Raw genomic sequence first — 24,838 nt, 5'->3', positions numbered from 1 at the left:
CGCGTCATGCGCCGCGCGAACGCGATCCGGTTTCGTCAAACGTCAATTCTGGGCAAAACCCGCGGCCGTTTCCATGTCCACCGCAACGATCCGCGACACGCCCTGCTCCTGCATCGTCACGCCGATCAGCTGCTGCGCCATTTCCATCGCGATCTTGTTGTGCGAGATGAACAGGAACTGCGTCTTGTCGGACATCGCGCGCACGAGATTCGCGAAACGCTCGGTGTTCGCGTCGTCGAGCGGCGCGTCGACCTCGTCGAGCAGACAGAACGGCGCCGGGTTCAGCTGGAACATCGCGAACACCAGCGCAGTCGCGGTCAGCGCCTTCTCGCCGCCCGACAGCAGGTGGATCGTCGCGTTCTTCTTGCCCGGCGGCTGCGCCATCACCTGCACGCCGGCATCGAGAATCTCGTCGCCCGTCATGATCAGCTTCGCCTGGCCGCCGCCGAACAGGCGCGGGAACAGGTCGCTGAAGTGGCGGTTGACCTCGTCGAAGGTGCCCTGCAGCAGCGTGCGGGTTTCCTGGTCGATCTTGTGGATCGCGTCCTCGAGCGTCGTGATCGCGTCGATCAGGTCGGCCGACTGCGCGTCGAGGAACACCTTGCGCTCGCTCGCGGCCTTCAGCTCGTCGAGCGCGGCCATGTTCACCGGGCCGAGCGCGTTGATCGCGTTGTTCAAGCGCGTGACTTCGCCCTGCAGGTACGACGGCTTCAGGTCCGGCGTCAGCTTCGCGGACAGCGCGGCCTCGTCGACCTCGGCCGTCACGAGCTGCTCGGCGAACTGCTCGACGGACAGGCGCGCGGCCTGCTCCTTCAACTGCAATTCGGTGATGCGGTCGCGCAGCGGCTGCAGCGAGCGCTCGGCCACGAGGCGCTGCTCGTCCGACGCGCGCAGCTTCGCGGTCAGGTCGTCGAGCTCGATCCGCGCAGCCTGCAGCGCTTCTTCCTTTACCGCGCGAATCTCGAGTGCGTCTTGCAGGCCCGTATGCGCGGTCTGCTCGTTGATCGTCTCGAGTTCGGCACGTGCGTCTTCCAGCGACCCGGCGACGCGCTCGCTCTGCTCGTGCGCGACCTGGATGCTGCGCTTGAGCTCGTCGATCCGCGTCACCGCGTTGCGCGCGGCGAAGCGTGCATCGTTCGCGCCGCGCTCGAGGTCGCGCGCTTCCTGGCGCGCCTGCGTCAGCGATTCGTCGAGCGATTCGAACGCGAGCTGGTTGTCTTCGAAGCGTGCCTGCAGTTCGGCGAGTTCGCCGTCGAAACGCTCGAAATTCGCTTCCGACTCCGCGCGCAGCGCGCGCTGCTCCTCGATCTGCGCGCCAATTTCCTCGAGTTCCTCGCGGATCTGCGTGCTGCGTTGCGTGTAGCGTTCGTGCGCCTGCGCGAGCTTCAGCACGTCCATCTGGAGCGCATGCACGCGCTGCGTCGCACGTTCGGCCTGCGCGCGCACGTCGCCGAGCGCCTGCGTGGCCTGCGTGTGCGCGGCTTCCGCACGCACGGCGGCAGTGCGCGCCTCGTCGGCGAGCAGCGCCTGCGCACGCACCTGGCGCGTCAGGTTTTCGATTTCCTGCTGGCGGGCCAGCATCCCGGCCTGCTCCGAATCGGCTGCGTACAGCTGCACGCCGACGCGCGTGACGACATGACCGGCCTTGACGACGAACGCGCCGCCAGCCGGCAGCTGCGCACGCGCGGCAAGCGCCTGGGCGACGTCGTCGGCGACGTACACGTTGCCGAGCCAGTCGTTCAGCACCGCGCGGATGCCCGCGTCGTCGATGCGCACGAGCGACAGCACCGGGCGCAGCCCGGCTACCGCGGCGGGCGCTTCGCCGGCCGCGGGCGGCGCGTAGAACGCGAGCTTCGCGGGCGGCGCGTCGGTCGCGAACGCCTTCACCCAGTCGAGATTCGACACTTCGAGCGCCGCGAGGCGCTCGCGCAGCACGGCCTCGAGCGCCGCTTCCCAGCCGGCCTCGACGTGCAGCTTCTTCCACAGACGCGGCAGCGCGCCGAGCTCGTGCTTGTCGAGCCACGGCTGGACCTTGCCTTCGGTCTGCACGTTTTCCTGCAGCTGCTTCAGCGCGGCGAGGCGCGCTTCGAGCTGGTGGATCTGCGCGGCTTCGGCCTGCACGCGCTCCTGCGCGGCACGGCGTTCGCCGTCGAGACGCGGCACCGTTTCCTGCGCGTCGGCGAGGCGCGCCTGCGCTTCGGCGAGGATCTCTTCCTGCTCGGCGAGCTGCATGCGCAACTCCTCGAGCTGCGCCTCGTCCGGCGCGTCGAGCCCGCCCGCCTCGCTCTTCAGGCGCTCGTGGCGCTGCTGAAGCTGCTGCAGCTGCTGGTCGGCGTTGCGCTGGTGCGCGGCCTCGAGCTTCAGCGACTGCTCGGTCTGCGCGATCCGCGCACGCTCGTCGTTGAGCTGCGCCTGCGCATCGCGCCACTTCGCTTCGAGCGCCGGCAGCGCGTCGTGCTTCGCGGCTGCGTTGTCTTCGGCGAGCGCGGCCTTCTCGTCGGCCATCGCGCGCGCCTCTTCGGCTTCCTCGAGCTCGTCCTGCGACTTCTCGGCCTGCGCGCGCCATTGCTCGCGCTGCGCGTTCAGCGCGGCGATCTGCGCCTGCACGCGATTGCGCGATTCGACGATGAACTTGATCTCGGCCTCGAGGCGGCTCACTTCGGCATTCGCCTCGTACAGCGAACCCTGCGCGCCCTGCATCGCGTCGCTTGCCGCGTAGTGCGCGACGCGCAGCGTCTCGAGTTGCGCCTCGACCTCGCGCAGCTTCGCAGTCTGCGCCTCGAGGTCGATCTGTGCCTGTTCGATCGCGCGCTGCTGCTTCTGCTGCTCGCCGGCGGCCTCGTTCTTGCGCAGCAGCCACAAGAGACGCTGCTTCTCCTCGCCGTCGGCGACGAGTTCCTTGTACTTGGTCGCGACGACGGCCTGCGCCTCGAGCTTCTCGAGGTTCGCGCCGAGTTCGCGGACGATGTCCTCGACGCGCGTCAGGTTCTCGCGCGTGTCGTGCAGGCGGTTCTCGGTTTCGCGGCGGCGTTCCTTGTACTTGGACACGCCGGCGGCTTCCTCGAGGAATACGCGCAGCTCTTCCGGCTTCGCCTCGATGATCCGCGCGATCATGCCCTGCCCGATGATCGCGTACGCACGCGGCCCGAGGCCCGTGCCGAGGAAGATGTCCTGGATGTCGCGGCGGCGCGCCGGCAGGTTGTTGATGTAGTAGCTCGAGGTGCCGTCGCGCGTCAGCACGCGCTTCACGGCGATCTCGCCGTACTGGCCCCACTGCCCGGCCGCACGGCCGTCGGAGTTGTCGAAGATCAGCTCGACGCTGGCCCGGCTGCCGGGCTTGCGTGCGGTCGAGCCGTTGAAGATCACGTCCTGCATCGACTCGCCGCGCAGCTCGGAGGCGCGCGACTCGCCGAGCACCCAGCGCACGGCATCGATGATGTTGGACTTGCCGCACCCGTTCGGGCCTACCACGCCGACAAGCTGGCCCGGAACCTGGAAATGCGTGGGATCGACGAAGGATTTGAAGCCAGCGAGTTTGATCGAGCTCAGACGCACGGCGGTATCGGATGTGAAGAAGGTGTGAAACGGACGGGGCCGCACTGCGCGGGGCCGGACGGCCCATGCGCGCGACGCGCCCCGGAATTCAAAAACGGGGCCGCGCGCATACAGCGTTGGGCCCCGCAAACGGCTTCCATCATACCATCGCGCGTGCGCCGTCCCGACCGTCGCCGGGTTTGCCCGGTGCGGGCGCGGCCCGATGGACCCGGCTCGACAGCAGCGTCGCCAGCACGATGCACACGCCGCCGGCCCATTCGCGCGCGGTCGGCAGCTCGCTGGCGAACACCCACGCCGACAGCGCGGTGATCACGATCTCGAACAGCATGATGATCGACGCCCGGTTCGCCGGCACCCGCGCGAGGCCATATTGCACGAGCAGGTTGTTCGACGCCATCGTCACGCCGATCGCCGCGATGATCAGCACGGCCACCCCGAGCTGGCCGCCCGCCGGCGCGGCCGGCAGCCCCTCGAACAGCGACGCGATCGCACCGAACACGGCCGCGCCGCCGAACAGCGTCGCGGTGCGCATTTCCGCGCGCATCTCCGGCAGCTCGCGGCTCGCCTTGATCACGAGCACGTTGCTCATCGCGAAGCTCAGCCCGGCCGCGAGGCCGGCCCATTCGGCCGGATTGGCCGGCAGCGGCAGGCCGAGCTGCGGCGACCACAGCATCAGCATCGCGCCGCCGATCGACAGCGCCGCGAGCCCCGCGCCGGCCCAGGTCAGCCGCTCGCGCAGCAGGAAGTGCGCGTAGATCGCGGTCCACGCCGGGGTCAGGTAGAACAGCAGCATCACGCGCAAGACCTCGCCGTGGATCGTGCCCCAGACGAAGCCGAGGTTCGTCACGCCGGCCGTCACCGCGATGCCCGGCAGCACCCAGTGCCAGCGCAGCGTCGCGATGGTGCGATGCCGCGCGACGACCACGAACAGGAACGCCACGAGGCTCGTCAGCGCGCTCGCGAGCGTGCCCGTCACGCCGAGCGAAGCGAGGATCCGCAACGGATACCAGATCAGGCCCCATACCGACGCGCCGATCAGGATGGCCAGCGTCGGCAGGCTGCCGCGTACTGCGTTATTCATTTGGTTCGATACCCTTTATTCGGCCGGCCCGGCCGCCGTTCCGGCAGGCCGTGACCGCCTTCCGTCACGCTATAATCGTCCGCTGCGACCCGCGCGCCACCGGCGCCCGTTCGCAGCCGCGCGGCACGCCCGCCGCTTCTTTCGCACCAACCGGCCGCGATGGCCGCTTCGCCCGTGAACCCTCGACTCGACTCGCTCCAGCCCTATCCCTTCGAAAAGCTGCGCGCCCTGTTCAAGGACGTGACGCCTTCCGGCGACCTCAAACCGATCAGCTTCGGCATCGGCGAGCCCAAACACCCGACGCCGGCGCTGATCCGCGACGCCGTGGTGGCCGCGCTCGACGGTCTCGCGTCGTACCCGGCCACGGCCGGCTCGGATGCGCTGCGCACGTCGATCGCACACTGGCTCGAGCGCCGCTACGGGCTGCCGGCGATCGATCCGGCCACGCAGGTGCTGCCCGTGTCGGGGTCGCGCGAGGCGCTGTTCTCGCTCGCGCAGACCGTGATCGACGCGCGCCCGGCCGCGCAGGGCGAGAAGGCGATCGTACTCTGTCCGAATCCTTTCTATCAAATTTACGAAGGCGCGGCGCTGCTGGCCGGTGCCGAACCCTATTTCGCGAACAGCGACCCGACCCGCAACTTCGCGTGCGACTACGCGGCCGTGCCCGATGAAGTCTGGGCGCGCACGCAGCTGCTGTACGTGTGCTCGCCGGGCAACCCGACGGGCGCCGTGCTGACGCTCGACGACTGGCGCGAACTGTTCGCGCTGTCCGACCGCCACGGTTTCGTGATCGCGTCCGACGAGTGCTATTCGGAAATCTATTTCGACGAAGCGGCGCCGCCGCTCGGCGGCCTCGAGGCCGCGCACCGCCTCGGCCGCGGCTTCGAGCGCCTCGTGATGCTGTCGAGCCTGTCGAAGCGCTCGAACGTGCCGGGCATGCGCTCGGGCTTCGTCGCAGGCGACGCGGCGCTGCTGAAGCAATTCCTGCTGTACCGCACGTACCACGGCGCGGCGCTGTCGCCGGTCTGGCAGCACGCGAGCATCGCCGCGTGGAACGACGAGGCGCACGTGCGCGAGAACCGCGCGCTGTACCTGCAGAAGTTCAATACGGTCACGCCGATGCTCGCCGACGTGATCGACGTGAAACTGCCCGATGCCGCGTTCTACCTGTGGGCCAACGTGTCGCGCACCGGGCTGTCGGACACCGAGTTCGCCCGCCGCCTGTACGCCGACTATAATGTGACGGTTCTGCCCGGCTCGTACCTGGCGCGCGATGCGCACGGGTCGAATCCGGGCCGCGATTTCATCCGGATCGCGCTCGTCGCGGGCACCCCCGAATGCGTCGAGGGCGCGCAACGCATCGTCGATTTCTGCCGGGCTCTCGCGCGGTAATCGTCCATCCCGATCAATTCCATCCATCTCCTGCGAAAACGAACATGTCGCAACAACTTCAGCAAATCATCGATACCGCCTGGGACAACCGCGCCGAGCTGTCGCCGAAGGCCGCGCCCGCCGACGTCCGCGAGGCCGTCGCTCACGCGATCGAGCAACTCGACAAAGGTGCGCTGCGCGTTGCCGAGAAGATCGACGGCAACTGGACCGTGCACCAGTGGCTGAAGAAGGCCGTGCTGCTGTCGTTCCGCCTGGAAGACAACGCACCGATGCCGGCCGGCGGCTACTCGCAGTTCTACGACAAGGTGCCGTCGAAGTTCGCGAACTACACGGCTGAAGATTTCGCCGCGGGCGGCTTCCGCGTCGTGCCGCCGGCCATCGCGCGCCGCGGCTCGTTCATCGCGAAGAACGTCGTGCTGATGCCGTCGTACACCAACATCGGCGCATACGTCGACGAAGGCACGATGGTCGACACGTGGGCGACGGTCGGCTCGTGCGCGCAGATCGGCAAGAACGTGCACCTGTCGGGCGGCGTCGGCATCGGCGGCGTGCTCGAGCCGCTGCAGGCGAACCCGGTCATCATCGAAGACAACTGCTTCATCGGCGCGCGCTCGGAAGTCGTCGAAGGCGTGATCGTCGAGGAAAACTCGGTGATCTCGATGGGCGTGTACCTCGGCCAGAGCACGAAGATCTACGACCGCGAGACGGGCGAAGTCAGCTACGGCCGCATCCCGGCCGGCTCGGTCGTCGTCGCCGGCAACCTGCCGTCGAAGGACGGTTCGCACAGCCTGTACTGCGCGGTGATCGTCAAGAAGGTCGACGCGAAGACGCGTGCGAAGGTCGGCCTGAACGAGCTGCTGCGAGGCGACTGATGGCCAAGCCGCGCACCGTGGTCGTCTACGGCATTCCGAACTGCGACACCGTGAAGAAGGCCCGCGTGTGGCTCGACGATCACGGCGTCGAGTTCGAGTTTCACGACTTCAAGAAGCTCGGCGTCAGCGCGCCGCTGGTCGAAGACTGGCTGAAGGACGTGTCGCTCGACGCGCTCGTCAACAAGCGCGGCACGACGTGGCGCGGCCTGGACGACGCGATGAAGGCCGCGGCCGAAACGAAGACCGGCGCGGTCGCACTGATGATCCACAAGCCGTCGGTCATCAAGCGCCCCGTGCTCGTCGTCAACGGCCGCGTGAAATCGCTCGGCTTCGTGGCCGATCAATACGCGGCGCTGTTTGCCGCATAGGGTCGCCCGCGCTGCGCCCGCCGGCGCAGCCCGACGTCCTGTCGCTGCCGGCCACCGCGCCGGCATTTTTTATCGAAAGTGGTCCGAACCATGTCCGCCACCCTAGCCCTTACCGAACAGCTGATTGCCCGCGCGTCCGTGACGCCCGACGACCAGCACTGCCAGCAGATCATGACCGAGCGCCTCGCCGCGCTCGGCTTCGAGTGCGAAACCATCGCGTCGCACGGCGTGACCAACCTGTGGGCCGTCAAGCGCGGCACCGACGGCCGCGACGGCAAGCTGCTCGCGTTCGCGGGCCACACCGACGTCGTGCCGACCGGCCCGCTCGAGCAGTGGACCTCGCCGCCGTTCATTCCCGCCCATCGCGACGGCAAGCTGTACGGACGCGGCGCGGCCGACATGAAGACGTCGCTCGCGGCGTTCGTCGTCGCGTCCGAGGAATTCGTCGCGGCCCACCCCGGCCACCGCGGCGCGATCGCGTTCCTGATCACGAGCGACGAGGAAGGCCCGGCCACCGACGGCACCGTGAAGGTCGTCGAACTGCTGCAGGCACGCGGCGAGCGCCTCGACTACTGCATCGTCGGCGAGCCGACGTCGACCGCCGAGCTCGGCGACGTCGTCAAGAACGGCCGCCGCGGGTCGATGTCGGGCGAACTGGTCGTCAAGGGCGTGCAGGGCCACATCGCGTATCCGCACCTCGCGAAGAACCCGATCCACCTGCTCGCGCCGGCGCTCGCCGAGCTCGCCGCCGAGCAGTGGGACGAAGGCAACGAATACTTCCCGCCGACCACCTGGCAGGTGTCGAACCTGCACGCAGGCACCGGCGCGACCAACGTGATCCCCGGCCACGCCGACCTGCTGTTCAACTTCCGCTTCTCGACCGCCAGCACGGTCGAGGGCCTGCAGGCACGCGTGCACGCGATCCTCGACAAGCACGGCCTCGAATACACGCTGAAGTGGTCGGTCAGCGGCCTGCCGTTCCTCACGCCGCGCGGCGAGCTGTCGGGCGCGCTGGAAAACGCGATCCGCACTGAGACCGGCATCACGACCGAGCTGTCGACGACGGGCGGCACGTCGGACGGCCGCTTCATCGCGCGCATCTGCCCGCAAGTGATCGAATTCGGCCCGCCGAACGGCAGCATCCACAAGATCGACGAGCACATCGAAGTGCGCTTCGTCGATCCGCTGAAGAACGTGTACCGCCGCGTGCTCGAACAACTGATCGCCTGATGGAGCCCCGCATGACGACACCTTTTGCCACTGTCCGCGACCTGCTGCGCTACGCGGTCACGCGCTTCTCGAAGGCGAAGCTCGCGTTCGGCCACGGCTCCGACAACGCGTACGACGAAGCGGCCTACCTCGTGCTGCGCACGCTCGACCTCCCGCTCGACACGCTCGAGCCGTTCCTCGACGCGCGCCTCTTGCCCGACGAGATCGCGGCCGTGCTCGCGGTGATCGAGCGGCGCGCGACCGATCGCGTGCCGGCCGCGTACCTCACGCATGAAGCGTGGATGCACGGCCACCGCTTCTACGTCGACGAACGCGTGATCGTGCCGCGCTCGTTCATCGGCGAACTGCTCGACGACGGGCTGCAGCCGTATGTCGCCGATCCCGAACAGGTCGGCGCGGTGCTCGAACTGTGCACCGGTTCCGGCTGCCTCGCGATCCTGGCGGCAAGCGCGTTCCCGAACGCCGAGATCGACGCGGTCGACCTGTCGGACAAGGCGCTCGAAGTCGCCGAGATCAACGTGCGCGACTACGGTCTCGAAGACCGCATCGGGCTGCACCGCGGCGACCTCTACGCCCCGCTGCCCGCCTTCCGCACCGACCCGGGCTCGCGCTACGACGTGATCCTGACGAACCCGCCGTACGTGAACGCATCGTCGATGGCCGCGCTGCCGCCCGAATACCGGCACGAGCCGGAGATGGCGCTCGCGGGCGGCGACGACGGCATGGACATCGTGCGACGCATCGTCGCCGAAGCGCACCGCTGGCTGCACGACGACGGCGTGCTCGTCGTCGAGATCGGCAACGAGCGCGAGAACGTCGAAGCCGCGTTCGGCGGCCTCGAACTCACGTGGCTGCCCACCAGCGCGGGCGACGACGCCGTGTTCCTGATCCAGGCGTCGGACCTGCCGCGCAAGGCCTGAGCCCTTCCGGCCCGCCCGCCGTGCGGCGCACCATTGCGCCGCACGGTTGGGTAAGATGCGCGTAGGCGGCCGCCCGGCCGCCCGACTTCAGGAGTCCGTCACGCGCCCATGACCCTCGACTGGCTACATCTCGGCACCCTGATCCTGACCATCCACGTGCTCGGGATCGTCGCGGCGTGCCACGCGATCATGAACACGCGCACGTCGCAAGGCGCGATCGCGTGGGCCGTCTCGCTCGCGGCCATGCCGTACCTGACGCTCGTGCCGTACCTGTTCCTCGGCCGCAGCAAGTTCTCCGGCTACGTCGACGCGCGGCGCCACGAGCTGGAAATGTTGCGCACGCACACGCCACGCTCGCCGTGGCGCGCTACCGACGCGACCGACGGGCCGGCCGCCGACGCGCTCGGCCAAGCTGCCGTGCTCGCGCTCACGCGACTCGGCGGCATGCCGTTCCTCGGCGGCAACTCGGTGCGCACGCTCGTGAACGGCGACGCGACGTTCTCCGCCATCCTGTCGTCGATCGACGCGGCGCGCGACTACGTGCTCGTTCAGTTCTTCATCGTGCGCGACGACGCGCTCGGCCGGATGCTGCGCGACTCGCTGCTCGCACGCGCGGCGGCCGGCGTGCGCTGCTGCCTGCTGTACGACAGCATCGGCAGCTTCGACCTGCCGCACAGCTATGTCGACACGTTGCGCCGGGGCGGCGTCGAAGTCCATCCGTTCGCGACCAACCGGAAGTTCGTCAACCGCTTCCAGCTGAACTTCCGCAACCATCGCAAGATCGTCGTCGTCGACGGCAATCGCGCGTTCGTCGGCGGTCACAACGTCGGCGTCGAGTATCTCGGCGCGAAGCCGCGCCTGTCACCCTGGCGCGACACGCACATCGAGATCCGCGGCCCGGTGGTCGCGAGCATCCAGTACGTATTCGCCGAGGACTGGCACTGGGCCACGCAGAAGCTGCCGCCGATCGCGCTGCCGCCGCCCGCGCAGCCCGGCGACGGCATGCATTGCCTCGCGGTGCCGATGGGGCCGGCCGACAAGCAGGAAACCGGCTCGCTGTTCTTCGTCGAATCGATCAATGCCGCGCGCGAGCGGGTCTGGATCACCACGCCGTATCTCGTCCCCGACGAAGCCGTGATCTCCGCGCTGAAGCTCGCGGTGATGCGCGGCGTCGACGTGCGCATCCTGATCCCGAGCCGGCGCGATCACTACGTGGTGTTCGAGGCGTCGAAGCTGTACGCGCGCGACCTCGTCGATGCGGGCGTGAAGGTGTTCCGCTACCGGCCGGGCTTCCTGCACCAGAAGGTCGTGCTGATCGACGCTATCGCGGCGGCGATCGGCAGCGCGAACCTCGACAACCGTTCGTTCCGGCTCAATTTCGAGGTGATGGTGCTGACCGTCGACCGCGCGTTCGCCGGCGAAGTCGAGACGATGCTCGATGCCGACTTCGCGCAGGCATACGAGGTCGATGCGAACGAATATCGCCAGTCGCCCGCGTGGCGGCGCATCGCGATGCACGTCGCGCGGCTGTTCGCGCCGATCCTGTAACGGCCGGGGCGGCGCTGGCGCCGCCCGCCGCCCTCACAGCAGCTTGTCGATATCCGCGGCGATTTCGTCGGGCTTCGTCGACGGCGCGTAGCGCTTGACGATACGCCCGTCGCGATCGACCAGGAATTTCGTGAAATTCCACTTGATCGCCTTGAGGCCGAGAATGCCGGGCGCCTCGTCGGTCAGGTAGCGGTACAGCGGATGCGCATGATCGCCCTTCACGTCGATCTTCGCGAACATCGGGAACGTGACGCCGTAGTTGCGCTCGCAGAACGCGCCGATCTGCGCAGCGTCGCCCGGCTCCTGCTTGCCGAACTGGTTGCACGGGAAACCGAGCACGAAGAAGCCGCGCGCCGCGTACTGGTCGTACAGCTTCTGCAGGCCCGCGTACTGCGGCGTGAAACCACACTCGCTCGCGGTATTGACGATCAGCAGCACCTTGCCGCGATACGCGTAGAGCGATACCGGCGCACCGGCGAGCGTCTCTGCGCTGAACGAATACAGGGTGGACATCGGGCACTCCTTTTATGAAACCGGATCGACGTGGAGTCTAGGCGAAATTGCGCCGTTGCGGCATCCGCCGAGCGGCCAATGCCCGGCGCGACCGGCGCGCAGTCTAGAATAGCGGTTTTGGCCAGTCATTTCCGCCGTGATCCGTTTCAATCAGTTCAGCCTTGCACGCGGCACCAAGCCGCTGTTCGAGTCGACGTCGTTCGTGCTCAATCCCGGCGAGAAGGCCGGCCTGATCGGCGCGAACGGCGCCGGCAAGTCGACGCTGTTTTCCGTCCTGCGCGGCGAGCTGCATTCCGACGGAGGCGATTTCTCGATGCCGCCGTCGTGGCGGATCGCCCATGTGTCGCAGGAAACGCCCGCCGTCGAGCGCTCGGCGCTCGACTACACGCTCGACGGCGACGCCGCGCTGCGCGAGATCGAGGCGCGCATCGCCGCCGCTTCGGCCGCGCATGACGGCGCCGCCGAGGCCGACGCGCACGCGGCGTTCGCCGACGCCGACGGCTACACCGCACCGGCCCGCGCCGAAGCGCTGCTGCTCGGCCTCGGCTTCACGCTCGCGCAGACGCGCGAATCCGTGGCCAGCTTCTCCGGCGGCTGGCGCATGCGCCTGAACCTCGCGCAGGCGCTGATGTGCCGCTCCGACCTGCTGCTGCTCGACGAACCGACGAACCACCTCGACCTCGACGCGATCGTCTGGCTCGAGGACTGGCTGCACCGCTACCCCGGCACGCTCGTCGTGATTTCGCACGACCGCGAATTCCTCGACTCGATCTGCAACGTCACGTTGCACCTGGAAAACCGCCAGGTGAAGCGCTACGGCGGCAACTACTCGCAGTTCGAAGTGCTGCGCGCGCAACAACTCGCGCTGCAGCAAAGCGCCTACGAAAAGCAGCAAAAGACGATCGAGCACCTGCAGAGCTTCGTCGACCGCTTCAAGGCCAAGGCGACCAAGGCCAAGCAGGCGCAAAGCCGGATGAAGGCGCTCGAGAAGATGGAGCTGATCGCGCCCGCGCACATCGCGTCGCCGTTCACGTTCGAATTCCGCACGCCCGATGCCGCGCCGAATCCGATGATGGTGATGGAAGACGTCCGCTGCGGCTACCATGCCGACGACGGAACGGACATCCCGATCGTCGAGCGCGTCGCGCTGTCGATCCAGAACGGCCAGCGCATCGGCCTGCTCGGCGCGAACGGCCAGGGCAAGTCGACGCTGATCAAGACGCTGGCCGGCACGCTCGCGCCGCTGTCGGGCCACGTGCGCGACGGCAAGGGTTTGACGATCGGCTATTTCGCGCAGCACCAGCTCGAAACGCTGCGCGAGGACGATTCGCCGCTCGCGCACCTGGCGCGGCTCGCACCCGACACGCGCGAGCAGGAACTGCGCGACTTCCTCGGCGGCTTCAATTTCTCGGGCGACATGGCGACGAGCGCGGTCGGCCCGTTCTCGGGCGGCGAAAAGGCGCGCCTCGCGCTGGCGCTGATCATCTGGCAGAAGCCGAACCTGCTGCTGCTCGACGAACCGACGAACCACCTCGATCTCGAAACGCGCCACGCGCTGACGATGGCGCTCGCGCAGTTCGAAGGCACGCTGATCCTCGTGTCGCACGACCGCCACCTGCTGCGCGCGACGACCGACCAGTTCATGCTGGTCGCGAAGCACCGGCTGCAACCGTTCGACGGCGACCTCGACGACTACCGCGACTGGCTGCTGCAGCACGCGGCCGAGCAACGCGCGGCCGCGAAGGCCGACAGCGCGGCGTCGTCGGGCGCCGGCGCCGCGGCCAACCGCAAGGACCAGAAGCGGCAGGCTGCCGAGGAACGGCAACGCCTGTCGGTCTTGAAGAAGCCGCTGCAGAACCGGATCACGAAGCTCGAAAAGGAAATGGAGACGCTGCACGCGGAGAAGGCGCGCCTCGACGCGTTCGTCGCCGATCCGGCGAGCTACGAAGCCGAGCGCAAGACCGAGCTGACCGACGCGATCCGCAAGCTCGGCGACGTCAACACGCGCCTCGAGACGGTCGAGGCCGACTGGCTCGCCGCGCAGGAAGAACTCGAGCAGATCGGCTGAGGCTGAACGCCGCGGCCGATACGCGCGCATGGCGCGCCGGCCGCCGCGGGTGATCGACACCCCGCCGGGCCTTGTCCTTGCCCCGATACGACAAGGCCGGGCGCACTGGCCCGGCCTGTTGACTGGAATGCCGCTGCCCGGCGATTCGCCGCGCCGCCGGCTCAGCGCCGCGGCAGCGTATCGCGCGGCATCTGCTCGTCGTCGCCCATCAGGTGCCGGCGCCCCTCGGTCGGCCGCCGGATCGCGGCAGCGACTTCCGCTTCCGTCACGTCCTCGGACACGACCTTGCGCGCGAGGCGCCCTTCGTCGTCGATCCATTCGACGATCCGGCATCCGCCGCCCCACGGCTGGCGAATCGGCTCCGACACGCGGCAGCCGCGCAGGTTGTAAAGGCGTCCGCCCGGCGCTTCACCATACGATTTCAACATAGGTTCCCTTCGCATTGCGCGGTTCGACAATCCGGCAAAGGATAGGGAAAAGCGATGTCCGGCGGGTTACAGCAGCCTACATATTCTTTACAGCGAATTACGCGCCAGATCGCCGGCAGGCCCGGCCCGCGTGCCGGCGCGGCCGGTCACTCGAGATCGCGCACGCGGTCGATCGCCTGCTCGAGCCGATCGACGGCCATCACGTTCAGCCCTTCGATCGGCTGCTTCGGCGCATTCGCCTTCGGAATCAGCGCGGACGTGAAGCCGAGCTTCGCCGCCTCGCGCAGTCGCTCCTGCCCGCGCGGCGACGGCCGGATCTCGCCCGCCAGCCCCACTTCGCCGAACACGATCAGCCCCTTCGGCAGCGCCTTGTTGCGCATCGACGAATGGATCGCGAGCAGCACCGCGAGGTCGGCCGCCGGCTCGGTGATCTTCACGCCGCCCACCGCGTTGAGGAACACGTCCTGGTCGAAGCACGCGATGCCCGCATGCCGGTGCAGCACCGCGAGCAGCATCGCGAGCCGGTTCTGTTCGAGGCCGACCGCGAGCCGGCGCGGATTCGGCACGTGCGCAGTGTCGACGAGCGCCTGGACCTCGACGAGCAGCGGCCGCGTGCCTTCCTGCGTGACGAGCACGCACGAGCCCGGCACGACCTGCTCGTGCTGCGACAGGAACAGCGCGGACGGATTCGCGACGCCGCGCAGCCCGCGCTCGGTCATCGCGAACACGCCGAGCTCGTTGACCGCACCGAAGCGGTTCTTGAACGCGCGCACGAGCCGGAACGACGAATGCGTGTCGCCTTCGAAGTACAGCACCGTGTCGACGATGTGCTCGAGCACGCGCGGGCCGGCCAGGTTGCCTTCCTTCGTCACGTGCCCGACCATGATGATCGCGGTGCCCGACTGTTTCGCGATGCGCGTGAGCTGCGCCGCGCATTCGCGCACCTGGGCGACCGAGCCCGGCGCCGACGTGAGCGCTTCCGAATAGACGGTCTGGATCGAGTCGATCACGGCCACGTCCGGCCGCTCCGCGTCGATCGCGGCCTGGATCTTCTCGAGCTGGATCTCGGCGAGCAGCTTCAGCTCGTCCGCCGGCGCACCGCCGTCGAGCAGCGCAAGCCGTTGTGCGCGCAACGCGATCTGCGCGGCCGATTCCTCGCCGCTGATATAGAGCGCGCGCCGCTCGCTCGCGATGTCCGCGAGCGACTGCAGCAGCAGTGTCGACTTGCCGATGCCGGGATCGCCGCCGATCAGCACGACGCCGCCCGGCACCAGCCCGCCGCCGAGCACGCGGTCGAATTCGCCGATGCCGGTCGAGAAGCGCGGCACGTCGGCCGCCTCGATGTCGACGAGACGCTGCACGGGCGCCCGCTTCGCGAGCGACTGGAAACGATGGGCAGCGGGCGTTTCGGCGACCGATTCGACCAGCGTGTTCCACGCCTGGCACGACGGGCACTGGCCCTGCCACTTCGGGGTCTGTCCGCCGCACTCGCTGCAGACATAAACGGTTTTCTGTTTGGCCACGCGCGACGCCCTTATTCCGCTCGCACGGGCACGCGGCCGGCGACCGCGCACATCAGCTCGTAACCGATCGTCCCGCACTGGCGGGCGACGTCGTCGATCGGGAGCGCGTTGCCCCACAGCTCGACGCGCGCACCGACACCGGCCTGCGGGCACGGGGTCAGGTCGACGGTAATCATGTCCATCGACACGCGGCCGACGATCCGCGTACGGATGCCGTCGACGATCACCGGCGTGCCTTCGGGCGCGACGCGCGGATAGCCGTCTGCATAGCCGCACGCGACGACGCCGATCCGCATCGGCGCCTGCGCGGAAAACGTCGAACCGTAGCCGATCGCCTGGCCCTTCCCGATCGTCTGCACCGCGATCAGCTCGGACGCGAGCGTCATCGCGGGCTTGAGCCCGGTGTCGGCGATATCGGCCGACAGCCCGGACGGCGACGCGCCATACAGCACGATGCCCGGCCGCACCCAGTCGAAGTGCGTGTCCGGATGCCACAGCACGGCCGCCGAATTCGCGAGGCTGCGCGCGCCGGCGATGCTTTCAGCGCCGCGCTCGAAGGTCGCGAGCTGCTCGGCGACGCCGCGCTCGTTGTCCGCGTCCGAAAAATGGGTCATCAACGTGATCTGGCCGATGCCGGGGCACGCGCGGGCGCGCTCCCACGCCGCGCGGTACTTTTCCGGCATGTAGCCGAGCCGGTTCATCCCGCTGTTCATCTTGAGCTGCACGTTGACCGGCTTCGACAGCCGCGCCGTTTCCAGCATCCGCATCTGCTCGTCGTTGTGGACCGTGGTGGTCAGGCTGTAGCGGTCGATCACGTCGATGTCGGTCGAGCGGAAGAAGCCTTCGAGCAGCAGGATCGGGCCGGCCCAGCCGAGCTCGCGCAGCTTCACGGCCTCGTCGAGGTCGAGCAGGCCGAAGCCGTCGGTGCCGCGCAGGCCCGGAAACGCGCGGGCGAGACCGTGGCCGTACGCGTTGGCCTTGACGACCGCCCAGACCTTGGACGGGCCGGCAAAGCGGCGGACCACGGAGAGATTGTTCGCGAGAGCGGCGGTGTGGATGGTGGCGGAGATCGGGCGCGGCATGGGAAATTTACGTAAAGACGCTTGCGAATCATCAGCTTACCGCGCCTTTTGAGCACCGAAGCCGACAATTTGCGGAACGATCGGGGAATCTTGCTAGTCCGAATTGGCGTATTTTCATGTTATAAAGCCGTGCGCACAACCCATTTCGAACGGAATAAGCCGATCGCATACCAGGCGGCCTACGCGGCCCTGCCCCGGCGACGAAAGCATCGCATCAGATGAAAAAAGGTTTTTACACCATCATGGCCGCGCAGTTTTTCTCGTCGCTGGCCGACAATGCGCTCCTCATCGCCGCCATCGCCCTGCTGAAAGACCTCCACGCCCCCAACTGGATGACACCGCTGCTGAAGCTGTTCTTCGTGTTGTCGTACGTGGTGCTGGCGGCATATGTCGGTGCGTTCGCGGATTCGCGCCCGAAGGGCCGCGTGATGTTCATCACCAACTCGATCAAGGTGGTCGGCTGCATGATCATGCTGTTCGGCGCCCATCCGCTGATCGCATACGGGATCGTCGGCTTCGGCGCCGCGGCCTACTCGCCCGCCAAATACGGGATCCTCACCGAGCTGCTGCCGGCCGACCGGCTGGTCGCCGCGAACGGCTGGATCGAAGGCACGACCGTCAGCTCGATCATCCTCGGCACCGTGCTCGGCGGCGCGCTGATCAGCCCGCACATCGCATCGCACGTGATCGCGCACACGCCCGACTGGATCGGCACGCCCGCCGAAGCCGCGATGGCGATCATCATGGCGATCTACGTGATCGCCGCACTGTTCAACCTGCGCATTCCCGACACGGGCGCCCGCTACCCGAAGCAGGAGCGCGGCCCGGTCAAGCTGCTCACGGATTTCGCCGACTGCTTCATGGTGCTGTGGCGCGACAAGCTCGGCCAGATCTCGCTCGCCGTCACGACGCTGTTCTGGGGTGCCGGCGCGACGCTGCAGTTCATCGTGCTGAAATGGGCCGAAGTGTCGCTCGGCATGTCGCTGTCGGAAGGCGCGATCCTGCAGGCCGTCGTCGCGGTCGGTGTCGCGGCCGGCGCGATCGCCGCCGCCGCGCGCATCCCGCTGAAGAAGTCGCTGACCGTGCTGCCCGTCGGCATCATCATGGGCATCGCGGTGATGCTGATGGCGTTCTACACGCGCGACCTGTTCCCGTCGAACTGGGCCGTGCACGTCGGCCATCTGCGCATGCCCGTCTACCTGATCATCGCGTACATCTTCCTGATGTGCGTCGGCGCGCTGTCGGGCTACTTCGTCGTGCCGATGAACGCGCTGCTGCAGCATCGCGGCCACGTGCTGCTGTCGGCCGGCCACTCGATCGCGGTGCAGAACTTCAACGAGAACCTGTCGGTGCTCGTGATGCTGTGCCTGTATGCGGTGCTCGTTTGGCTCGACGTGCCGGTCGGCGTCGTGATCGTGCTGTTCGGCACGTTCGTCTGCCTGACGATGTGGCTCGTGATGCGCCGCCACCAGGCGAACCAGCGCCAGTTCGACTCGGTCGCGCTGATCGGCGAATCGCGGCACTAAGGCTACACTTTCCGTTTCCGTCCGCCGGCGCCGGTCTTCGAACCGGCGCGTTGCCCTCATGACGCATCCGATCCCCAACATCCTGACGATCGCCGGCTCCGATTCGGGCGGCGGCGCAGGCATCCAGGCCGACCTGAAGACGTTTTCCGCGCTCGGCGCATACGGCGCGAGCGTGATCACCGCGCTGACCGCGCAGAACACGCGCGGCGTGACGGGCGTGCATGCGCCGGACGCCGCGTTCGTGACCGCGCAGCTCGACGCGGTGTTCGACGACATCCGCGTCGATGCGGTCAAGATCGGCATGCTCGCGAACGCGGCGATCGTCCACGCGGTGGCCGACGCGCTGCGGCGCTACGCGCCGCGTTTCGTCGTGCTCGACACGGTGATGATCTCGAAGAGCGCGCACGCGCTGCTCGCGCCCGACGCGGTCGATGCGCTGCGCAACGTGCTGCTGTCGCTCGCGACGGTCGTCACGCCGAACCTGCCCGAAGCGGCCGCCCTGCTGGACGATGCGCCCGCCGCCACCGAGGACGACATGGTCCGGCAAGGCCAGGCGCTGCTGCAAACAGGCGCGCGCGCCGTGCTGATGAAAGGTGGCCACCTGCCCGATGCGTCCGCGAGCCCCGACTGGCTCGTCGAAGCGGCGCGTACCGTGCGGCTCGACGGTGCGCGCGTGCCGGTCAGCAACACGCATGGCACCGGCTGCACGCTGTCGTCGGCGATCGCCGCCCTGCTGCCGCAGCAGCCCGACCTCGAAAGCGCGGTGCGCGAAGCCAAGACCTACCTGACCGGCGCGATCGCCGCGAGCGGCCGCCTCGACGTCGGCCACGGCGTCGGCCCCGTCCATCACTTCCATCGCTGGTGGTAAGCGCCGGCTGAAGCGGCGTCAGTGATCCTGCGCGGCGAACGCCTGCGCGCGTGCCGGCCAGTCGTCCGGCACGACGAAGCCGCGCGCCCTTTCGCGCCATGTGCCGTCACTGCCCTTTTCATGGATGCCGATCAGCGCCGGCGCCTCGCGTGTCGTCAACACGTGCGGCAGTTCCAACGCGGCCGCCAGCGGTTCGGGCGCGAAACCGGCGCCGGCGGCGGTCAATCGCGGCGCGAGCCACGCCAGCCTCGGCAGCACGCTCCACGCGGCGCCGGCAGGCTGCGCGGCCGCCCACGCCGGCCACTGCGCGTGCGTCAGCCAGAAGCCATGCGGATGATCCGGCGCGATTTCCGCTGACACCGGCGGCAACGGCGCGCCGTGCGGATAGAACAGCCAGCCCTTGATGAACATCTGCGCGTCGGACGGTGCGCCATAGCCGAGCCGCGCAAAGCCGTCGTGCTCGCCGAGCCGCAACTGGTGATCGAGCAGCCGGCTGCGCTTGAGGTCGAACCGGTCGACGAGATTGGGGCCGACGAAATCGGCGAGCGTCGCGCCCTCGTGCACCGGTGCGCACAGATAGCACTTCACCGCGAGTTCCCAGTGCAGGCGCTGCCCGTCCGGCGCATCGACGAGGAAATCGACTTCGCCGAGCGTCCTGCCGTTGCTGCGCAGCGGGAGATTGGCCGCGACGAGCCGCAGCGACGGGCCGTGCGTGAGGAAATATTCGAGCAGGCATTCCGCGTAACGGCCGAGCCGGGTCGGCCGGAAGCCGTCGAGCGCGCGATGCAGCGGCTCGGGCTGCGCATCGAGCGCGGCGAGCCACGCTTGAACGGCCGAGCGCCCGGCCGCATCCGGCCACGGTCGCGCAAGCGGCGCGCCCGGCACCGCGGTCAGCAGGCTCGGGCTGGCCAGCAGCCAGCCCAGGTCGCGCACCGCGGCGTCGCGCAGCGTATCGACGAATGCGTACGCCGCGCCGGTCGTCATTGCCCGGCCGGCCCGCTCGTGTCGGCGCCCTCTGCACGCTGGAACGTGTCGCGCGCCAGGCACAGGTCGGCCCACGCCTTCGACTTGTCCTGCAGGCTGCGCAGCAGGTATGCCGGATGATAGGTGACGATCACCGGCACGCCTTCGTACGCATGCACGCGACCGCGCAGCGACGCGATGCTCGCGTCCGTCTTCAGCAGCGTCTGCGCGGCGAATCGACCGAGCGCGACGATCAGCTTCGGCTTCACGAGCGCGACCTGGCGCTGCAGATAAGGCTCGCAGTTCGCGACCTCGTCCGGTTCCGGGTTGCGGTTGCCGGGCGGGCGGCACTTGATCACGTTCGCGATGTATACGTTGTCGCCGCGCTTGAGCGACAGCGACTGCAGCATGTTGTCGAGCAGCTTGCCGGCCTGGCCGACGAACGGCTCGCCCTGCTTGTCCTCGTTTTCGCCCGGCGCCTCGCCGATCAGCATCCAGTCGGCTTCGCGGTCGCCGACGCCGAACACGGTGTTGGTCCGCTTCTCGCACAGACGGCACAGCGTGCAGTCGGCCACGCGCGCGGCCAGCGCGTCCCAGTCGAGCGCGGCAACCGGCGTGCCGGCGGGGCGCGATTCGGCGGCCGGCACGGGCACGGGATCACCCGGCGGCGCCGCGTCGAACCACGCGAAATCGTCGGCGCCGGCAAGCGGCGCGTCGTCCATCGGCGGCATCGTGCCGGCCGCGGCAACCGGCACGGGCACGCGATCGCGCTCGAACACTCGCGCCGGTGCGGCATCGGCGGCACGCACATCCGCCGCCGGCCTGTCGTCCTGCACCGGCTGACGTGCCTGGCGCGCCGGTCGTTCGTCCCCGCCGGCGGCGGCGCTGCCCGCCGCACCGGCTTGCGGCATGGCGGGCGCTTCGGCCGCCGCGCCTTCATCCGCGCGCTGCCCGCGCCGCACCCAGATCTGCGCGAGGCCCAGTTCCTCGAGCGCCGCTTCAGCCCACGCCATGCGCGTCCCCCTCGTCCTTGTTCAACGTCAGACGCATCACGATCGCGTCCTCCCGGCTGCGATGCTTCGCCGGATAGTAGTTCTTGCGGCGGCCGATCGTCACGAAACCGAACCGCTCGTACAGCTGGATTGCGCGCGGATTGGACGGCCGCACCTCGAGCAGCATGCCGTCGAGCCGCTCCGCGCGCGAAATTCGCACGGCCTCGCGCAGCAGCGCAAGGCCCGCGCCCGCATGCTGCGCGGCCGGCGCGACGCACAGGTTCAGCAGGTGCATTTCGTCGACCACGGGCATCAGCACGCAATAGCCGACGAGCGCCCCCGTCACGTGCCGCAGGCACACGCCCAGGTAGCCGTTGCGCAACGAATCCTCGAAGTTGCCGCGGCTCCACGGGAATTCGTACGCGACGCGCTCGATCGCGACGACCTCGTCGAGATCGGCGTCCGTCATCGGCGCCAGATAGCGGTCGCTCAGCAAGACACCCGTCATCCCTTCGCTCCGCCCGTCTGCGCGGCGCGTGCCGCGATGCGCTCGGCGGTCGTCTGCGCGACCTTGTCGCGCACGTATTCAGGCGCAGCCTGATCGGCCGGCACCGCCCGCCCGGCGCGGAACGCGCGCAGCGCGGCATGCGCGACCGCGAGCGCATGCGGCATCGCGTCGCTGTCGATTACGGCCGCACGCGACGCGGCCGGCAACTGCGCGCCGAACGCGGCGGCCGCATTGCCCGCGAGCGTGAACGGCACATCGGGCACGCCGACGGCGCCCGGTGCATCGAGCGAAGCCGGATGCAGCGTGCGCCAGTCGCCGGCGCCGTCGTCCCATTCGAAATCGGCCCAGTAGGCTTCGTCCATCCGCGCGTCCAGCGCGGCCAGCACGCGGGTCGTGCCGGGTGCGCGCAACCGCGCGTGCTCGGCGCACGCGAGCAGCGTGCCGATCGGCACGACCGGCAACCCGCCGCCGAATGCGAGGCCCTGCGTAATGCCCGTCGCGGTGCGCAGGCCCGTGAACGAGCCGGGGCCCGCGCCGAACGCGATCGCGTCGCAGTCGGCGAGCGTCAGCCCGGATTCGGCGAAGAGTTCCTGGATCGCCGGCAGCACGCGCGTGCTCGACACGGCGCCCGTCGGTTCGTGGCGGACCCAGGTTTGCGGAGAGGAAACGGCGTCATCGGCGTGGGCCGAGCGCAGCAGCGCGACCGAGCAGTATTCGGTCGACGTATCGATGGCGAGGAGCACTGTTTGCGTCATGGCCGACATTGTAATGCGGCGCCCCGCTCCAACGGGCGATCGGGACCGATCTGTGCGCCCGCGCGGCACCGGCGGCGGTTTGGAAGGATCGCTCGACCCCGCGCGGCGGTCCGCTTGTTAAGATCGCCCGACCTGAAACCCTTACGGAGACACCCGATGAGCGACCTCACCGCCCAATTCGACCAGGCCCAGATCGACGTCAAGCAACTGACCGAACGCCCAGGCAACCTGACCCTGCTGCGCCTCTACGCGCTCTTCAAGCAGGCGACCGATGGCGACGCGCACGGCGACAAGCCGGGCTTCACCGACATCGTCGGCAAGTACAAGTACGACGCGTGGGACGCGCTGAAGGGCACGTCGCCGGATGCGGCCAAGCAGCAGTACGTCGAACTCGTCGAATCGCTGAAAAACGGCACGGCTTCCTGACCGAATCGCCCGCCGGCACAATAGGCAATCAAATCACTGGCGCAGCGCAGCAAATCTCTTTATAATGCTGCCTGCGTCACCCCCCGCGCTCGGCTTCAAGCCGTTCCGGCAAGACGCCTCGTAGCGTTAAGCTCCAATCCGGTTTAGAACCTGTCCCCTCCTGCTTCGACCCTTGCGGTCGTCAACTAGGCTGGCGGCCCCGCTCCTGAAGCGCGCCGCACCCAAAACAGCTTCTAATGCCTCATCCGCCGACGGTTCGGCGGATTGCACCCGTTTCCCGATTTGCTCGCTGAATCCGACGACTTGGGTATGCGCGATTGGCGCCGACGTTTCACCCACTGTGTTTCAAGGATTGTTATGACTTCGAGCATCAACTCCAGCCCGCTCAACGCGATCGCCGACCAGGCGCTCGGTCTCGACGACGCCGCCGCACCGGCCGCGGTCGAACCGGCGTCGGACGAGCCGAGCTTCGCGTCGCTCGGGTTGTCGCCGGAGATCGTCTCCGCGCTGCAGGCCGCCGGCTACGTGAAGCCGACGCCGGTCCAGCAGCGCGCGATTCCGGCCGGCATCGCCGGCCGCGACCTGCTGGTGTCCAGCCCGACCGGTTCGGGCAAGACCGCCGCATTCATGCTGCCCGCGATCGAACGTTTCGCGCAGCTCCAGAAGACGCAGGCGCAGCAACCGCGCACGCCGCGTGAACCGAACCAGGGCGACCGCCGTGCGCGCCGCCCGCAACCCGTCGCGCGCCCGGGCCTGCTCGTGCTGACGCCGACCCGTGAACTCGCGATGCAGGTCACCACGGCCGCATCGACGTACGGCAAGCACCTGAAGCGCCTGCGTACGGTCAGCATCCTCGGCGGCGTCGCCTACGGCCAGCAGCTGATGCTGCTCGCGAAGAACCCGGAAATCCTGGTCGCCACGCCGGGCCGCCTGCTCGATCACCTCGAGCGCGGCCGTATCGACCTGTCGGAACTGAAGATGCTCGTGCTCGACGAAGCCGACCGCATGCTCGACATGGGCTTCATCGAAGACATCGAAACGATCGTCGCCGCCACGCCCGAGTCGCGCCAGACGATGCTGTTCTCGGCCACGCTCGACGGCAAGATCGGTTCGCTGACGAGCCGCCTGCTGAAGGATCCGGAACGCATCGAGATCCAGCAGCGCCTCGAGTCGCGCGCCAACATCGCGCAGACCGTGCACTACGTCGACGACCGCGACCACAAGGATCGCCTGCTCGATCACCTGCTGCGCGACGACGCGCTCGACCAGGCGATCATCTTCACGGCAACGAAGATCGACGCCGACCAGCTCGCCGGCCGTCTCGCCGACGCAGGCTTCGAATCGGCTGCGCTGCACGGCGACCTGCCGCAGGGCGCGCGCAACCGCACGATCCGTGCGCTGCGCGAGCGCCGTGTGCGCGTGCTGGTGGCCACCGACGTCGCGGCGCGCGGCATCGACATCCCGGGCATCACGCACGTGTTCAACTACGACCTGCCGAAGTTCGCGGAAGACTACGTGCACCGTATCGGCCGTACCGGCCGTGCAGGCCGTTCGGGCACGGCGGTGAGCCTCGTGCACCACGCCGAGCAAGGCGCGCTCAAGCGCATCGAGCGCTTCGTGCGCGCGCCGCTGCCGGTCAACGTGATCGAAGGTTTCGAGCCGCGCAAGGCGCCCCCGCGTAACGGCGGCACCGGCGGCCGCGGCCGTCCGGGCGGCGGCAACGGCGGTGGTCGACGTTTCGGCGGCAAGCCGGGCGGCGGTTATGGCGGCAACGGTGGCGGCAACGGCCGCAGCTACGGCGGCGGCAATGGCGGCGGCTGGAGCGGCAAGCCGGGTGGCAGCCGTGACGGCGGCCCGCGTCGCGACGGTCAGCGCAGCGGCGGCCCGCGCCGCAGCAACTCCGCGTCGTAAGCACGCACGGGCGGCGCCTCGCCGCCGCCCCACGGATGGGCGCCTACCCATCCAGCCAACCGGCGCACCTGCGCCGGTTTTTTTTCGTCCCGCCCCACATTTCACGATGCGGAAAAATTTTTTGCGTCGTAAAAAATCATGCTGCACGGCACAACCCGCACGATTGCGGGATGAAAAAAAGCGTTTCTTATCTCGAAATAAGAAATGCAAGTGTTTGATTTAAAACACTTAAAAATTTACCCGCTCGACGGACAAGCCCCCTGTCTCGCGCCTGCCGATTTGCCTAGACTCTTATACAAGACCTCGCGA

21 protein-coding genes are annotated in these 24,838 nt (G+C 68.4%); 11 read left to right on the top strand and 10 right to left on the bottom strand.

Features of this window, described 5'->3' with window-relative positions:
- Positions 1–42 precede the first annotated feature (42 nt).
- Positions 43–3,555 (bottom strand): chromosome segregation protein SMC, encoded by a 3,513-nt coding sequence (gene smc / locus U5798_RS17960; protein ID WP_124450596.1) that lies wholly within the window; start codon positions 3,553–3,555, stop codon positions 43–45.
- A gap of 139 nt (positions 3,556–3,694) precedes the next feature.
- Entirely contained in the window at positions 3,695–4,636 is a 942-nt protein-coding gene (locus U5798_RS17955) for a DMT family transporter (RefSeq protein ID WP_124450598.1), read from the bottom strand.
- A gap of 159 nt (positions 4,637–4,795) precedes the next feature.
- Here U5798_RS17955 and dapC point away from each other — a divergent pair, with 159 nt between their 5' ends.
- The 6 genes from dapC (at position 4,796) to cls (ending at position 10,966) form a co-directional block, all read left to right on the top strand.
- Positions 4,796–6,028, top strand: coding sequence for a succinyldiaminopimelate transaminase (gene dapC, locus U5798_RS17950; protein WP_124450600.1), 1,233 nt, complete (start codon positions 4,796–4,798; stop codon positions 6,026–6,028).
- A 44-nt stretch (positions 6,029–6,072) separates the two neighbouring features.
- Entirely contained in the window at positions 6,073–6,900 is an 828-nt protein-coding gene (gene dapD, locus U5798_RS17945; protein ID WP_014896723.1) for a 2,3,4,5-tetrahydropyridine-2,6-dicarboxylate N-succinyltransferase, read from the top strand.
- Positions 6,900–7,268, top strand: a complete 369-nt coding sequence (locus tag U5798_RS17940; protein WP_124450602.1) for an ArsC family reductase — start codon at positions 6,900–6,902, stop codon at positions 7,266–7,268. Before dapD ends, U5798_RS17940 begins: the two co-directional genes overlap by 1 nt.
- A 90-nt stretch (positions 7,269–7,358) precedes the next feature.
- The gene (dapE, locus tag U5798_RS17935) at positions 7,359–8,498 is read left to right on the top strand and encodes a succinyl-diaminopimelate desuccinylase (protein WP_124450606.1); all 1,140 of its coding nucleotides are present in this window, start codon (positions 7,359–7,361) and stop codon (positions 8,496–8,498) included.
- Between the two features lie 11 nt (positions 8,499–8,509).
- On the top strand, positions 8,510–9,418 hold the full coding sequence (gene prmB, locus U5798_RS17930; protein WP_039342673.1) for a 50S ribosomal protein L3 N(5)-glutamine methyltransferase: 909 nt from the start codon (positions 8,510–8,512) through the stop codon (positions 9,416–9,418).
- A 108-nt stretch (positions 9,419–9,526) separates the two neighbouring features.
- Entirely contained in the window at positions 9,527–10,966 is a 1,440-nt protein-coding gene (cls, locus tag U5798_RS17925; protein ID WP_322082776.1) for a cardiolipin synthase, read from the top strand.
- Positions 10,967–10,999: 33 nt separating this feature from the next.
- Here the strand turns inward: cls and U5798_RS17920 are convergent, their stop codons facing one another.
- Complete coding sequence (locus tag U5798_RS17920; protein ID WP_322082775.1) at positions 11,000–11,479, bottom strand: glutathione peroxidase; 480 nt, start codon at positions 11,477–11,479, stop codon at positions 11,000–11,002.
- Positions 11,480–11,615: 136 nt separating this feature from the next.
- On the opposite strand from U5798_RS17920, the gene abc-f reads away from it, so the two are divergent.
- A complete protein-coding gene (abc-f, locus tag U5798_RS17915) occupies positions 11,616–13,547 on the top strand; it encodes a ribosomal protection-like ABC-F family protein (protein ID WP_124450614.1) in 1,932 nt (643 codons plus the stop codon).
- Positions 13,548–13,708: 161 nt separating this feature from the next.
- On the opposite strand, the gene U5798_RS17910 is transcribed toward abc-f, so the two are convergent.
- The 3 genes from U5798_RS17910 to alr all read right to left on the bottom strand — a co-directional run bounded on the left by U5798_RS17910 (position 13,709) and on the right by alr (position 16,580).
- Positions 13,709–13,975, bottom strand: coding sequence for a DUF2866 domain-containing protein (locus tag U5798_RS17910; protein WP_059904429.1), 267 nt, complete (start codon positions 13,973–13,975; stop codon positions 13,709–13,711).
- 146 nt (positions 13,976–14,121) lie between these two features.
- The gene (gene radA / locus U5798_RS17905) at positions 14,122–15,498 is read right to left on the bottom strand and encodes a DNA repair protein RadA (RefSeq protein ID WP_124450616.1); all 1,377 of its coding nucleotides are present in this window, start codon (positions 15,496–15,498) and stop codon (positions 14,122–14,124) included.
- Positions 15,499–15,509: 11 nt separating this feature from the next.
- Complete coding sequence (gene alr / locus U5798_RS17900) at positions 15,510–16,580, bottom strand: alanine racemase (RefSeq protein WP_124450618.1); 1,071 nt, start codon at positions 16,578–16,580, stop codon at positions 15,510–15,512.
- 218 nt (positions 16,581–16,798) lie between these two features.
- Between alr and lplT the strand changes: the two genes are divergently transcribed.
- Both lplT and thiD read left to right on the top strand, forming a co-directional pair.
- A complete protein-coding gene (lplT, locus tag U5798_RS17895) occupies positions 16,799–18,106 on the top strand; it encodes a lysophospholipid transporter LplT (protein WP_124450620.1) in 1,308 nt (435 codons plus the stop codon).
- Between the two features lie 58 nt (positions 18,107–18,164).
- The gene (gene thiD, locus U5798_RS17890) at positions 18,165–18,974 is read left to right on the top strand and encodes a bifunctional hydroxymethylpyrimidine kinase/phosphomethylpyrimidine kinase (protein ID WP_322082774.1); all 810 of its coding nucleotides are present in this window, start codon (positions 18,165–18,167) and stop codon (positions 18,972–18,974) included.
- Positions 18,975–18,992: 18 nt separating this feature from the next.
- Here thiD and U5798_RS17885 read toward each other — a convergent pair whose 3' ends face one another.
- From U5798_RS17885 to tsaB, 4 genes are read right to left on the bottom strand one after another with little or no spacing between them, the layout of a single operon-like run.
- A complete protein-coding gene (locus tag U5798_RS17885) occupies positions 18,993–19,958 on the bottom strand; it encodes a DUF1853 family protein (RefSeq protein WP_322082773.1) in 966 nt (321 codons plus the stop codon).
- A complete protein-coding gene (locus U5798_RS17880) occupies positions 19,955–20,950 on the bottom strand; it encodes a uracil-DNA glycosylase (RefSeq protein ID WP_322082772.1) in 996 nt (331 codons plus the stop codon). Before U5798_RS17880 ends, U5798_RS17885 begins: the two co-directional genes overlap by 4 nt.
- Positions 20,937–21,437 carry a ribosomal protein S18-alanine N-acetyltransferase gene (rimI, locus tag U5798_RS17875; protein ID WP_124450628.1) on the bottom strand — a complete coding sequence of 167 codons (501 nt, stop codon included), beginning with the start codon at positions 21,435–21,437 and terminating at the stop codon, positions 20,937–20,939. The genes U5798_RS17880 and rimI overlap by 14 nt, the downstream gene beginning before the upstream one ends.
- Positions 21,434–22,201 carry a tRNA (adenosine(37)-N6)-threonylcarbamoyltransferase complex dimerization subunit type 1 TsaB gene (gene tsaB / locus U5798_RS17870; RefSeq protein ID WP_124450630.1) on the bottom strand — a complete coding sequence of 256 codons (768 nt, stop codon included), beginning with the start codon at positions 22,199–22,201 and terminating at the stop codon, positions 21,434–21,436. The genes rimI and tsaB overlap by 4 nt, the downstream gene beginning before the upstream one ends.
- 147 nt (positions 22,202–22,348) lie before the next feature.
- On the opposite strand from tsaB, the gene U5798_RS17865 reads away from it, so the two are divergent.
- Both U5798_RS17865 and U5798_RS17860 read left to right on the top strand, forming a co-directional pair.
- Positions 22,349–22,618 (top strand): acyl-CoA-binding protein, encoded by a 270-nt coding sequence (locus tag U5798_RS17865; RefSeq protein ID WP_124450632.1) that lies wholly within the window; start codon positions 22,349–22,351, stop codon positions 22,616–22,618.
- 357 nt (positions 22,619–22,975) lie between these two features.
- The gene (locus U5798_RS17860; protein ID WP_124450634.1) at positions 22,976–24,529 is read left to right on the top strand and encodes a DEAD/DEAH box helicase; all 1,554 of its coding nucleotides are present in this window, start codon (positions 22,976–22,978) and stop codon (positions 24,527–24,529) included.
- Positions 24,530–24,838: the final 309 nt, after the last annotated feature.

Origin of the sequence: Burkholderia sp. BCC1972 (genome assembly GCF_905339605.1) — a bacterium.
GTDB lineage: Bacteria > Pseudomonadota > Gammaproteobacteria > Burkholderiales > Burkholderiaceae > Burkholderia.
This window is presented reverse-complemented; position numbering and strand designations above follow the sequence as displayed.